Source organism: Microbacterium sp. X-17, assembly GCF_039615055.1.
The window spans coordinates 56994-69197 of sequence record NZ_JBDHNI010000006.1; the positions used below are offsets into that span (position 1 = coordinate 56994).

General features: G+C 72.9%; 12 protein-coding genes. 6 read left to right on the forward strand and 6 right to left on the reverse strand.

The genetic code is table 11. The features are described from left to right. Positions 1 to 18 precede the first annotated feature (18 nt). From ABCS02_RS26265 to ABCS02_RS26275, 3 genes are all read right to left on the reverse strand, one after another. The gene (locus tag ABCS02_RS26265; RefSeq protein ID WP_345838659.1) at positions 19 to 954 is read right to left on the reverse strand and encodes a hypothetical protein; all 936 of its coding nucleotides are present in this window, start codon (positions 952 to 954) and stop codon (positions 19 to 21) included. Between the two features lie 346 nt (positions 955 to 1300). Then, on the reverse strand, positions 1301 to 2044 hold the full coding sequence (locus tag ABCS02_RS26270; protein ID WP_345838660.1) for an HNH endonuclease family protein: 744 nt from the start codon (positions 2042 to 2044) through the stop codon (positions 1301 to 1303). Next, positions 2041 to 2664, reverse strand: coding sequence for a hypothetical protein (locus ABCS02_RS26275; RefSeq protein ID WP_345838661.1), 624 nt, complete (start codon positions 2662 to 2664; stop codon positions 2041 to 2043). Before ABCS02_RS26275 ends, ABCS02_RS26270 begins: the two co-directional genes overlap by 4 nt. 800 nt (positions 2665 to 3464) lie before the next feature. On the opposite strand from ABCS02_RS26275, the gene ABCS02_RS26280 reads away from it, so the two are divergent. Continuing rightward, on the forward strand, positions 3465 to 4799 hold the full coding sequence (locus ABCS02_RS26280) for an MATE family efflux transporter (protein ID WP_345838662.1): 1335 nt from the start codon (positions 3465 to 3467) through the stop codon (positions 4797 to 4799). 31 nt (positions 4800 to 4830) lie between these two features. Here the strand turns inward: ABCS02_RS26280 and ABCS02_RS26285 are convergent, their stop codons facing one another. Together ABCS02_RS26285 and ABCS02_RS26290 are read right to left on the reverse strand one after the other, a co-directional pair. Further along, positions 4831 to 6039: an amidohydrolase gene (locus ABCS02_RS26285; RefSeq protein ID WP_345838663.1), complete on the reverse strand. Its 1209-nt coding sequence runs from the start codon at positions 6037 to 6039 to the stop codon at positions 4831 to 4833. Between the two features lie 151 nt (positions 6040 to 6190). Then, positions 6191 to 7255: a LacI family DNA-binding transcriptional regulator gene (locus tag ABCS02_RS26290; RefSeq protein ID WP_345838664.1), complete on the reverse strand. Its 1065-nt coding sequence runs from the start codon at positions 7253 to 7255 to the stop codon at positions 6191 to 6193. A gap of 112 nt (positions 7256 to 7367) precedes the next feature. Between ABCS02_RS26290 and ABCS02_RS26295 the strand changes: the two genes are divergently transcribed. Beyond that, complete coding sequence (locus tag ABCS02_RS26295; RefSeq protein WP_345838665.1) at positions 7368 to 8624, forward strand: MFS transporter; 1257 nt, start codon at positions 7368 to 7370, stop codon at positions 8622 to 8624. Positions 8625 to 8704: 80 nt separating this feature from the next. Here the strand turns inward: ABCS02_RS26295 and ABCS02_RS26300 are convergent, their stop codons facing one another. Then, positions 8705 to 9748, reverse strand: coding sequence for a lactonase family protein (locus ABCS02_RS26300; RefSeq protein ID WP_345838666.1), 1044 nt, complete (start codon positions 9746 to 9748; stop codon positions 8705 to 8707). 33 nt (positions 9749 to 9781) lie between these two features. On the opposite strand from ABCS02_RS26300, the gene nucS reads away from it, so the two are divergent. From nucS to ABCS02_RS26320, 4 genes are all read left to right on the forward strand, one after another. Then, positions 9782 to 10477, forward strand: coding sequence for an endonuclease NucS (gene nucS, locus ABCS02_RS26305; RefSeq protein WP_345838667.1), 696 nt, complete (start codon positions 9782 to 9784; stop codon positions 10475 to 10477). Then, complete coding sequence (locus ABCS02_RS26310; protein ID WP_345838668.1) at positions 10477 to 10899, forward strand: SseB family protein; 423 nt, start codon at positions 10477 to 10479, stop codon at positions 10897 to 10899. The genes nucS and ABCS02_RS26310 overlap by 1 nt, the downstream gene beginning before the upstream one ends. Positions 10900 to 10936: 37 nt before the next feature. Beyond that, positions 10937 to 11632 carry an HAD hydrolase-like protein gene (locus ABCS02_RS26315; protein WP_345838669.1) on the forward strand — a complete coding sequence of 232 codons (696 nt, stop codon included), beginning with the start codon at positions 10937 to 10939 and terminating at the stop codon, positions 11630 to 11632. Positions 11633 to 11727: 95 nt separating this feature from the next. After that, on the forward strand, positions 11728 to 12144 hold the full coding sequence (locus ABCS02_RS26320) for a hypothetical protein (protein WP_345838670.1): 417 nt from the start codon (positions 11728 to 11730) through the stop codon (positions 12142 to 12144). Positions 12145 to 12204: the final 60 nt, after the last annotated feature.

Sequence of the window (12204 nt, forward strand, 5' to 3'; positions counted from 1 at the left end):
ATCCTTACGCGTGTCCGATCAGGTCGGGACGCACTGCAGATCGTCGATGCCCGCGTACTGGCGCGTGGAGGCCGTGTCGGGGACCGTGTAGGTGTACGGGACGCCGGCCTTGAGCGAGACGGTTTCCGTGTGCTGATCCATTGAGTCGCCGTCGATGGTGTCCGCGAACCCGACGATCACCTCGGCGGCCGGACAGTCGCGCTGGGAGGTCAGCAGGAAGGTCCACCCCTGCTCCGGCTGGATCGTCACGCCGTCGATGACGTAGCTCTGGTCGGCCGCCGACGGGTCCCCGCTCGACGGGGCGGTGGACGGCGCGGCAGCGGAGCCGTGCTGGGAGGCGGCGCTCGCGAGGCCGCGCTGGGCGCTGCCGGCGAGGGCGATGACCGCGACGAGGAGGACGACGAGGAGCACGGCGGTGCTGCCGAGGGCGATGCCGATGATGGCGCCGTTGGAGAGAGGGGTGCGGCGGCGGGTGGGGTAGGCGGAGGGCTGGGGGTAGCCGGGGTAGGGCGGTTGCTGGGGGTTGGGGGCGAGTCCCGGGGCGAGGGAGGCCGGATACGGGTATGCGGGCTGTTGCGGAGCGGAGGCCGGCTGCTGGGGAGCGGTGTACTGCGGCGCGGGAGCGGGCGGCGAGGGGAATCCCGGCTGCTGCGGCGGGTATCCGGGCTGAGCCACATTCGGCGTGGGCGGCACTCCCCCGCCCGGCTGCGGCGCCAGCCCGATCGGCGTCGTCGCACCCTGCGGCATCCCCCAGCCCTGCGGCGCACCGGCGCTCTGCGGCGGCAGCCAGCGGACCCCGGCGAGGAGGGCGTCCCGGGCCCGTGCGAGCGCGTCGACGGCGGCGATGTCGCTCTCCGGGACGGTCGCGATGTGCGCGGCGTACGCCTCGGTGATCTGGGCTTCGGTCGCGTTCTCGGGGAGCCCGAGCAGGGCGGCCGCCTCGGCGGGGGTCACGCCCGCACCGCGGTGCCGCCCGACCGGCGGGGGATCATGCGCTCTGGCTGGTGCATGCGTTGATCGTAGCGGCCGGTCGCGGCCCGACACAGGGTCGACGCGGCGGTCATCCGCGCGCAGATTTCGGCTCCGGCGCAGCAGTCACCACCCCGGCAGGATCACCCGCACTCGACGATTACGCGCGAGGCATGACCACTTCCGCCCCGGCAGTCACCTGCGCGGGGCGATCACCTCAACCGCAGCAGTCACCGCCCCAGCACGATCACCTCCGCGGCCACGATCACCTCCGCTGCGGTGTCACCCGCGGCTCGATCGCCTCCCCGAACCCGATCGGCTCCACGGCGGGTCAGCACCCCGCGAGGATCCCCTTCAACGCCGCACCCTCCGCGGCCGTCACCCACAGCCCGTACTTCGCCTTCACCGCGACCTGCCGGGCCGCGTACTCGCAGCGGAACCCGCGGTTCGGCGGCAGCCACGTCGCGGCGTCGCCTGCGCCCTTCGCCTGGTTCGTCGCCCCGTCCACCGCCAGCAGTTCGAGCGGGTCGTTCGCGAGCTGGACGCGCGTCTCCTGGCTCAACCCCTGGGCGCCGGTCTGCCAGGCGTCGAGGAGCGCGACGACGTGGTCGATCTGGACGAGCGCGGACGTCTGCACGCCGCGGGTGAACGCGATGCTGCGGCCGGTGTACGGGTCGCTCAGGGTGCCGGTGAGGACCGCGCAGTCCGTGCGACGGGTGACCGCGGCGAGGTCGCGGGCGAGGATGTCGTCCCGGGTGTCGCAACCGTTCTTGTCGACGTCGAGCCACGCCTCGCCGAAGCGGGCGACGCGGTCGTACCCGGTCGCCGGCGCGCGCCCCTTCACCGGGAGCTGCGCGAGCGCGGCGCGTGCGCCGGACGCGTCGAGCATTCCCGCCGCCGAGCGGGCGCCGGGCGGGGATGCGAGTGAAGTCGAGGCACCCCCCGCCGTCGGTCCGGCCGGTGCGCCAGCGTGGTTCAGCGCGGCGTAGCCTCCCGCTCCGGCGACGGCGAGCAGCAGCGCGACCGCAGCCACCGGCCACGGCGCCCGACGACGCCGGGAGGACGTCCAGCTCACAGGAACGAGTCGTCGGCCAGGCCGCGGTGGAGCCCGCGCCGGGAGAGGTGGACTCCCGGACGCTGCGAGGTCGCGATCTCGCCGAGCTCCCGCATCACCCTCCCGAAGTACGGCGCGGCGGTGGCGTTGCGGTAGGCGCCCGGGTTGAGGTCGGCCTCGTTGCGCAGCCGGATCTCGGCGCGGGCGGCCTCGACCGGGGCGATGATCTTGGCGCCGCTGCGGTAGCGGATGAGCCGGTGCACCCACTGATCCAGAGGCTCCGGGAGCCCCGCCGGGACGCGATCGTGCTCGGCGGCGAGGGAGGCCCGCTGGGCTCCTGCACTGTCGGGCGCGGTGGCGTAGCGTTCGCGCGCCGGGGCGTCCACCGGCCGCTCGGAACGGAGCACCGCCAGGAGGTCGTCGCTGCGGTTGGCCTGCTGCGCGAGCACGCCCAGCGCGTCGACGGCGGAGCTGTACTCCTCCTCGTAGCCGGAGTAGTCGCCCGGATGTGCGGACCGGTCGTGGAGGAGGTCGGTGCGCGCGGACGCCGCCTGCCCCTTGGTGAGCACCGTGCGCCCGTTGCGGACCCGCTCGAGACGCCAGGACCAGGTGGACAGCAGTTCCGGCATCAGGTGGCTCATCCCTCCACTGTAGGAACAGCCACCGACACCGGGTCGATCGACACGAGGTCGCCGGGGCCGCCGGGGTGACGGGGGCGACGAAGCGCGTGGAGGGGCGCAGGACTGTCTCGACTGCGCGCAGTAAGCAGAAGGTGGCCGGCGCGGGCTTCGGCGGCGAGGGTGCCGGCGTCCTCCGGGGTCAGGTGGGTGTCGTCCGGTGGTGGGCGCCGGTGGCAGAGAGCAGCTGGTCGCAGTCATCGGCGAGGGCCGTCGGCCCGCGGGACCGCGTCGGCCTGGGTGGAGGGGCCGTGTTCTGGGACCGTATTTCGGGACTGTATCGGGATTTGGGGCGCGCTAGTCGAGTGCATTTCGGTCGATTGGATTCGTGTCGGCGGAATCCCGGCGTACGGTATTCGGGCCCACGGCATCCTTTTCGACTGCTTTCCGGTTCACGGCATTCCGGCGTGCCGCGTCGCTGTCTGGGGCGTTCCAGCCCGCAGCGCCCCGCCCACAGCAAAGCCGGCCGACGGCATCCCGGTCGACGGCATCCCAGCCGACCGCACCCCAGTCCACCGCATCCCAGCCGACCGCATCCCGACCGACCGCATGCTGCACGTCAGTGTGCACGTCTGCCACATCCCGACCGGCAGCACTCCCACCTGCCGCATCCCTGTCGGCTGCATCCCGACATACTGCCGCCCAGTCGACAGCATCCCGATACTCACATCTCGGTTCTCACCATCCCGAACCACTGCACCCCCGCGATCGCCATCCAGCTCAGCCCCCTCATGTCACCCCCTCGCGATACCGTTGTCCCCGCCGTGAACGTCCTCCCCCGCCGCCCGCTCGACCGCGCGATCCTGCGGCTCGCCGTCCCTGCGCTCGGCGCGCTCGTGGCCGAGCCGCTGTTCCTGCTGGCCGATTCGGCGATGGTCGGGCACCTGGGCGTCGCGCCGCTCGCCGGACTCGGGATCGCCAGCGCCGTTCTGCAGACCGTCGTGGGGCTCATGGTGTTCCTCGCTTACTCCACCACGCCCGCCGTCGCGCGCCGGCTGGGCGCGGGGGACGAGCGCGGGGCGGTCGCCGCCGGCGTCGACGGGAGCTGGCTGGCGCTCGCGCTCGGAATCGTCCTCGCGGCGGCAGGTTGGGCGGCCTCCCCCGTGCTGGTAGGCCTGTTCGGCGCGTCCGCGGAGGTCGCCTCCCAGGCGGAGACTTACCTCGCGATCTCGATGCTCGGGCTCCCGGCCATGCTGCTCGTGTTCGCGATGACCGGGCTGCTGCGCGGACTCCAGGACACCCGCACCCCGCTCGCGGTCGCCGTCGCGGGATTCGGGGCGAACATCGTCCTCAACTTCTGCTTCATCTACCTGGCGGGCCTCGGGATCGCCGGCTCTGCGCTCGGGACGGTCGTGGCGCAGTGGGCGATGGTCGTCGTGTACGCGGTCATCGTCGTCCGGCACGCGCGACGCGTCGGCTCCCCGCTGCTCCCTCACCACGCCGGGATCGGCCGGACCGCCCGGGCGGGGGGATGGCTGTTCCTGCGCACGGCGAGCCTGCGGGCGGCGATGCTGCTGGCCGTGTTCTGCGCGACGCGGCTGGGGCCGGACGAGCTCGCGGCGTTCCAGGTGACGATGACCGTGTTCGCGACGCTCGCGTTCGCGCTGGACGCGCTCGCGATCGCAGCGCAGGCGCTGGTCGGCAAGGGGCTCGGCGCCGGGGAGCTCGGCGACGTCCGGGAGGTCCTGCGCCGGTGCGTGCAGTGGGGGCTCGGCGCCGGCGTGGTCCTGGGGGCGGCGACCGTCGCGCTCAGCCCGGTCGCGGCAGGGCTGTTCACGAGCAGCCCGTCGGTGGCGGCGCTGCTTCCCGTTTCACTCGCCATCATCGGGGTGAGCGCGCCGCTGGGCGGTTACGTGTTCGTGCTCGACGGTGTGCTGATCGGCGCGGGGGACGCGCGGTACCTGGCGTTGACGGGGGTGCTGAACGTGGCGGTGTTCGTGCCGCTGGCGCTGGCGGTGGTGGCCTGGGGCACACATGACATGGGAGGGCTCGCGGCGCTGACAGCGGCGTTCGCGTTCGGGTACCTCGGGGCGCGGGCGGTGACGTTGGGGCTGCGCGCGCGTGGGCGGGCGTGGATGCGGGTGGGGGCGGAGCGGTAGCGGGGCGCCGACGCACCCCGCTATCTCCAGCTCAGCCCAGCCACTCCCGCGCCGCCGCCACCAGCGCCCGCACGCCCACGTCGATCGTCGGCTGCGCCACCGGCGCGAAGAACGGCGAGTGGTTGGACGGGATGTCCGTCTCCACGGTCCCCGCCGCGATCGCCGCGCGCACCGTCTCCGGGTCGCCCCCGCCGAGCAGCCAGTAGACGAGCGGGACGCCCGCGGCCGTCGCCAGGTTGCCGACGTCCTCGCTGCCGGACAGCGCGCCCGGCTCGAGGACGGCCTCCTCGCCGAACTCGGACGCGAACGCCGCGTTCACGCGAGCGGTGGCCTCCAGGTCGTTGACCGTGACCGGGTAGCGCTCGCCCCACTCGGTGGTCGGCTCGTGCGGGGACCCGCTGGCCAGCAGCTCCGCGCGGAGGATGCGGTCGACGCCCTCCAGCACGCGCGCGCGGACGGTCTCGTCGAAGCTGCGCACGCTGATCCCGAGGGTCGCGGACGGAGCGATGATGTTGTTCTTGGTGCCGGCGTGGAGGGTGCCGACGGTGACGACCGCGGTGTCCTGAGGGGCGGTCTCGCGCGACACGACAGTCTGCAGGCGCATGACCGCGGAGGCCGCCATGACCACCGGGTCGATGGTCGTCTCCGGGCGCGAGCCGTGGCCTCCGCGGCCGCGCAGGGTGACCTCGAAGGCGTCGACCGCGGCCATCGCGGGGCCGGGATGGGCGCCCACCATGCCGGCGGGGAACGGGGTGACGTGCTGGCCGAGCACGATGTCCGGCGCGGGGACCTTGGCATACAGGCCGTCCTGGACCATCACGTCCGCGCCGCCGCCGTGCTCCTCCGCCGGCTGGAACACCGCCACGAGCGTCCCCGACCAGTCGTCGGTGGACGTCGCGAAGCGCTCGACGGCGCCGAGGAGGCAGGTGATGTGGATGTCGTGGCCGCACGCGTGCATGACCGGGACGGGGTTGCCGTCGTCGCCGGGCGCGGTCTGGGTCGAGGCCCACGGGAGGCCGGTCTCCTCGCGGACGGGCAGCGCGTCCATGTCGGCGCGCAGCAGCACGGTCGGACCGTCGCCGTTGCGGAGCACGCCGGCGACGCCGGTGCGGCCGATGCCGGTGTGCACCTCCAGGCCGAGGGCGGACAGGTGCTCGGCGACGATGCCGGCGGTGCGGTGCTCCTGGAACGAGAGCTCGGGGTGGGCGTGGAGGTCGCGGTAGAGGGCTTCGAGGTCCATGCGGTCCACCCTATGCGGGTGTGGCAGCGGAGGAGATCCGGGGCGCTGCGGCGTGGGATGTCGGGTAACGGAGGAGATGCGCGGACGGGTGGGGCGGGAGTCCTCCGTTGCCGACTGCGGGGTGGGGTGGGGGCGGAGTGGGGTGCCGGGGTCAGGCGCGGGGCGGGGCCGTCGTGTTGCCGGGGTGGAAGTCGCTCGTGAACGACGTCGGGTTCGGCGCGCGGCCCTCCAGCATCTCCACGATCGCGCGGCCGGCGGCGCGGCCCTTCTCTACCGCGGGCTGCACCAGCGTCGTCAGGTCGTACGGCCACAGGCCGTCGACGCGCACGCCGTCGAAGCCGACCACGCTGACGTCGCCCGGCACCTCCAGGCCGAGCTCCTCCGCCGCGCGGATCACGCCGGCAGCGAGCAGGTCGCTCTGCGCGATGATCGCGGTGGGGCGCGACGGGCCGGCGAGGAGGGCGGCGCCCGCGATGCGGCCCTCCTCCACGAACGAGCCGCGCGTCGTCCAGCCGCCCGCGTCGGGGAACACGTCCCGGGCGCCGGCGAGGCGCTCGGTGGCGGTGGTGGAGCTGCTGCCGCGCACGACCTCGGGCGTCAGCGGTCCGCGCGCGCGGTCGCGCGGCAGCGGCAGGGTGACGACGGCGACGTCGCGGTGGCCGAGGTCGTGGAGGTGCCGCGCGGCGAGGCGGGTGGCCTCCCGGTTGTCCTGGCCGATCGAGGGGACGTCGTCGGCCGGGTCGCCCTCGATCGCCACGAGCGGGATGCCGCGCTGGCGCAGCATCGCCACCGACTCGTCCAGGCGTGGGCTGCAGCCGACCAGGACCACGGCGTCCATCGGGGCGTCCTCGATCCGCTGGGCGGTCTCCCCCGCGTCCGTCAGGATGAGGAGGCCGGCGTCCACGGCGGCGATCTCGTCGGAGATGCCGTCGAGCAGAGCGATCTTGATCGGGTCGCGGAACGCGTCGCCGACCCGCTCCTCCATCACGACGCCGACAATCCCGGACCGGCCGCGGCGCAGCGAGCGGGCGCGCGGATCCGGACCGGCGTAGTTGAGCTGCTTGGCGGCGTCGAGGACGCGTTCGCGCGTGGCGTCCGAGACGGGGCCTGTGCCGGAGAAGGCGAGGGAGGCCGTGGAGTTGGAGACACCGGCCAGGCGGGCGACGGCGGCCAGCGTCGGCCGGGTGCCCACGAGGGGTGTGCTGCGGTCGTTCACGTGTGGTAGCTTAGTCGAATCGTTTCGATCGAAACGATTCGAGTGGCGAAATCCACTCCCCCCACCAGAACCCACCGGCCGCTCACGGCCCCCGCTCCTCCCAGGACAGCCGATGTCACAGCCGACCCCGACGACGACCCGCAGCCGCGGCGAACTGCGCGCGTGGCGCAACGCGGTGTTCACCATCTTCATCCTCAGCGGCCTCGCCGTGGCGTCGTGGGTCGCGCGCATCCCCGGGGTTCGTGACGAACTCGGCCTCGGCCGCGACCCGTCGGCGGTCGGCTTCCTCATCCTCGGGATGTCGGTCGGCGCGATCGTCGGACTGTCGCTGTCCTCGCTGGTGCTGGTGCGCTTCGGCCCGCACAAGGGGATGGTCGGGAGCCTGGTGATCGTGGCGATCGGCACGCTCGCGATCGGCTTCGGCTCGACGGTGTTCCACTCCGTGCCGACGGTGGCGGTCGGCCTCATCCTGCTCGGCTTCGGCAACGGGATGGTCGACGTGATGATGAACGTCGAGGGCACCGCGGTGGAGCGCGAGATCGGCAAGACGCTGATGCCGCTGATGCACGCCTTCTTCAGCCTGGGCACGGTGCTCGGCGCCGGGATGGGCGCGGCCGCCGCGGCCCTCCACATCGGCGTCGTGTGGCACCTCTCCTTCATCGCTGTGGTGCTCGTCGCGGTGGCGCTGGTCGCGATCCGCTTCATCCCGCGGGAGGCCGACCTCGGCGACGAGACGGCCGAGAAGCCGCGCGTCCCGTTCGGTCAGCGGCTGCGCGCGTCGCTGGCGGTGTGGGCGGACTGGCGGCTCATCCTCATCGGCGTGGTCATGCTCGGCATGGCGTTCGGCGAGGGATCGGCGAACGACTGGATCGCGCTGGCGACGGTCGACGGACACGGCCAGTCCAACTCCACCGGCGCGGTCGTGTTCGGGTTCTTCGTCGCCGCGATGACGCTTGGCCGCGTGCTCGGCGGACCGATCGTCGACCGCGTCGGACGCGTCGCCGCGATCCGCGTGACGGCGGCGATGGGCGTGGCCGGCCTCCTGCTCTTCATCCTCGGCGGCCCGCTGTGGGTGGCCGTGATCGGCACGGTGCTGTGGGGCTTCGGCGTGTCGCTGGGCTTCCCGCTCGGGATGTCGGCGGCGTCGGAGGGGACGGACAACCCGGCCGCACGCGTCTCGGCGGTGGCGATCATCGGGTACTGCGCGTTCCTGGTCGGGCCGCCGCTGATCGGGTTCCTGGGCAAGGAGTTCGGACTGCTGAACGCGCTGTACCTCATCCTCGTGCTGCTGGTGGCGTCGTTCCTCGCCGCGCCGGCCGTCCGCCCCGCGACCGAGCGCCGCACCCGCCTGGAGCCCGCCGCCGACTAACCGCCGAGTACGCGCGAAGTACGGCGAAACGCGCCGAGTACGCAGAGAATCGACGTACTCGGCGGTTGCCGGGCGCGGGGTCACGCGAAGGCGAGGCAGACGGGGGTCGGGACCGGCGTCGCGCCCAGCGGGCGCAGCGCGCGCGACGCGGCGTCGAACGCGAAGACGACCACCTCGTCGCTGTCCTGGCACGCCGCCAGCACGCGGTCGCCCTCCGGCGACAGCACGAGGTCGCGCGGGGCCCGGCCTCCCACCGCCACGACGTCCACGAGCTCGACGGCCGACGCCGCCGCGTCGAAGGCGAACACCGCGATCGTGTCGTCCCCGCGGTTGGTCACCAGCACCGTGCGCCCGTCGTCCGTCACCCGCACGGCGGCGGGCAGGTTCGCGCCCGCCGCGTCCGGGCCGCGCGTGCCCGCCGAGGCGACCCGCTCGAACCGGTCGCCCTCCCGGCGCAGCACGTCGAGGGTGCTGTCCAGCTCGTTCACGAGGAGGGCGTGGCGGCCGTCCGGGTGGAACGCCAGGTGCCGCGGTCCCGCAGCGCCGACCGCGACGGTCGCCTCCGGGCGCAGGGTCAGCGAGCCGGACGACGACAGCGCGTACCAGCGCACCTCGCCGAGCCCGAGGTCGACCACCACGACGTCCCCGGTCACCGGGTCGACCGAGAGCTGGTGGACGTGCGGCGCCTCCTGCCGTGCGGGGTCGGGACCGTGACCCTCGTGCTGGATGAACGCGGTCCGCTCACCGAGGGCGCCGTCGTCGAGCGCGAAGACCGAGACGGTGCCGCCGACGTAGGTGCCCGTCAGCAGGAACCGGCCGGACGGGTGCAGCGCCAGGTGCGCCGGAGAGTCGCCTCCGCTCGACACCCGGCCGAGCGGGCGCAGCGAGCCGTCCGCCGAACGCGCGAACGCCGAGACGCCGCCGTCCGGGCCGGTCTCCTCGACCGCGTAGACATGGGAGCCGTCCGCCGACACCGCCACCCACGACGGGTTGGGCACCTGCGCTGCCACCTCGACCTCCCGGACCGCGGTGCCGTCGAACCGCGCGGACAGCACACCGTCCGCGTGACCGTCGACGTGCGGGAGACGCTGTGTGTAGGTGCCGATGAGGAGGTCGTGGGCCATCCCCACATCCTGCCAGCACCGTACACTTGACCGGTGCGCCTCGTGATAGCCAACTGTTCCGTCGACTACGCCGGCCGCCTGAGCGCCCACCTCCCGCTCGCCAAGCGCCTGCTCATGCTCAAGGCCGACGGCAGCCTCCTCGTCCACTCCGACGGCGGCTCCTACAAGCCGCTCAACTGGATGAGCCCGCCCTGCACGCTCACGGTCGACGAGCCGGACGAGCTGCAGCGGGCGGCCGGGATCACCGAGGTCTGGCGCGTCAGCCAGGCGAAGACGGCCGACATGCTGGTCGTCTCCATCCACGAGGTGCTGCACGACTCCGCCCATGAGCTGGGCGTCGACCCCGGACTGCAGAAGGACGGCGTGGAGGCGCACCTCCAGAAGCTCTTGGCCGAGCAGATCCACCTCCTCGGGGATGGCCACGTGCTGGTCCGCCGCGAGTACATGACCGCGATCGGCCCGGTCGACATCCTGGCCCGCGACGAGCGCGGAGCGTCGGTCGCCGTCGAACTGAAGCGCCGCGGCGACATCGACGGCGTCGAGCAGCTCACCCGCTACCTGGAGCTCATGAACCGCGACCCGCTGCTCGCGCCGGTGTCCGGGGTGTTCGCGGCTCAGGAGATCAAGCCCCAGGCCCGCACGCTGGCCGAGGACCGGGGCATCCGCTGCCTGGTGCTCGACTACGACGCCATGCGCGGGCTGGACGACAGCGACAGCAGGCTGTTCTGATGGCCGCCCCCGCGGGACGCTTCCCGCAGACCTACGAGAACGGCCCCGTCCGCAAGGCGCTCGCCGCCATCGCCGCCGAGCCGACGATGGAGAACCTGGAGGCGCTGCTCACCGCCGCGACGAAGGGCGGCCTCGTGGTCGACGTCACCGGGTCCGAGCCCGGGGAGGTCCGGCTGCGGACCATCCAGTCGACGGCGGGCGAGCCGGTGCTGCCGCTGTTCACCTCGATGAAGGCGCTGCGCAACGCCGTCGGGGCCTCCGGAGGCAAGGGCACGCGCGTGCAGGCGGTGATCGTCCCGGCCGCTGAGGCACTCGGCTACATCGCCAACGCCGACTTCGTGGCCGTGCAGTTCGACCCGGGAGCCGCCCACACGATGGTCGTCGCGCGCTCGCACATCGAGTCGGCTCTCAGCGAGCACTGACGATACATTCGTACATCTCACATAGCATTGGACGGCTATGACAAACCCGACCATCACCGCAGAGGCGCCCGCGGCCGTCGCGCGCACCTGGACCTGCGTCCTCTTCGACCTCGACGGCACGCTCACCGACTCCGCACCCGGCATCACGTCCTCCCTGGTGCGCATGTTCGAGACGCTCGGCCTCCCCATCCCCACCCCCTCCGAGCTCGTGGAGTACGTCGGGCCTCCGCTGCTCGACTCGCTGCAGACGATGGCCGGCTTCGATGAGGCGGGCGCCCGCGCAGCCCTCACCGTCTACCGCGCGGACTACGCGGCCAACGGCGCGTTCGACAGCGCGGTCTTCCCCGGCGTCCGCGGCCTCCTCCAGCGACTGCAGGCCGCGGGCATCCCGCTCGCCGTCGCCACCAGTAAGCCGGAGACCCAGGCAACGCGCATCCTGGAGCACTTCGAGCTCGCCCAGTACTTCGACGTCATCGCCGGCGCGACCGACGACGAGAGCCGCAGCGCGAAGGCCGACGTCGTCGCCGACGCGCTGCGCCGCCTCCGCGAGCTGGGCGTCGCGCTCGACCACACCGTGATGGTCGGCGACCGCGCGTACGACGTGGAGGGTGCGGGCGAGCACGGCATCCCGACCATCCTCGTGGAGTGGGGCTACGGCTCCCCGGCCGAGGCGGCGGGCGCGATCGCGGTCGTGCACTCGGCGGACCAGCTCAGCACGCTGCTGCTGGGCTGAAGCGGGCACCGGACGCCCCGCGGCGGGAGCGTCGGAGGGTGCGCAGTAGGCTGGAGTGTTGTACTACCGAACCGCATACAGCACTAGGAAGAATGATGCGCACCAACAGCAAACTGCTCGTCCCCGCCGCTCTCGTCGCGGCACTGTCCATCGCCGCACTGACCGGCTGCTCCGGCAGCGGTAACGGCTCCAGCTCGACGCCCTCGGCGTCGGCGTCGGCGTCCCAGGAGGCGACCTCCAAGTCGCTCCCGTCCGACTTCCCGAAGTCGGACGTCCCGCTCGTCGCCGGCACCATCATCGTGGCCAACGGCGACAAGAACGACGGCTGGTCCGTCACCGTCCAGCCGAAGGACAAGAACGGCTTCGCCGACGCGAAGGCCGCTCTCGAGAAGGCCGGTTACACGGTCCAGCCCGGCGCGACCGACAGCAAGGCCGTCTACAAGAACGCCACGTACACCGTCGCCGTCGGCACCCCCGGCGTCGCCGTGACGTACCTCGTCACCGCCAACTGACGATCGAAGAGTGAGTAGTCGCGGCGGAACAACGGTGAAAAGAATCGCACACAAACCTAT

Bases quoted from the DNA above. Each gene is read 5' to 3' on its own strand.
- ABCS02_RS26275 (WP_345838661.1), bottom strand. From the start codon at position 2,664: ATGAGCCACCTGATGCCGGAACTGCTGTCCACCTGGTCCTGGCGTCTC.
- ABCS02_RS26285 (WP_345838663.1), bottom strand. From the start codon at position 6,039: ATGGACCTCGAAGCCCTCTACCGCGACCTCCACGCCCACCCCGAGCTC.
- ABCS02_RS26295 (WP_345838665.1), top strand. From the start codon at position 7,368: ATGTCACAGCCGACCCCGACGACGACCCGCAGCCGCGGCGAACTGCGC.
- ABCS02_RS26300 (WP_345838666.1), bottom strand. From the start codon at position 9,748: ATGGCCCACGACCTCCTCATCGGCACCTACACACAGCGTCTCCCGCAC.
- ABCS02_RS26310 (WP_345838668.1), top strand. From the start codon at position 10,477: ATGGCCGCCCCCGCGGGACGCTTCCCGCAGACCTACGAGAACGGCCCC.
- ABCS02_RS26315 (WP_345838669.1), top strand. From the start codon at position 10,937: ATGACAAACCCGACCATCACCGCAGAGGCGCCCGCGGCCGTCGCGCGC.
- ABCS02_RS26320 (WP_345838670.1), top strand. From the start codon at position 11,728: ATGCGCACCAACAGCAAACTGCTCGTCCCCGCCGCTCTCGTCGCGGCA.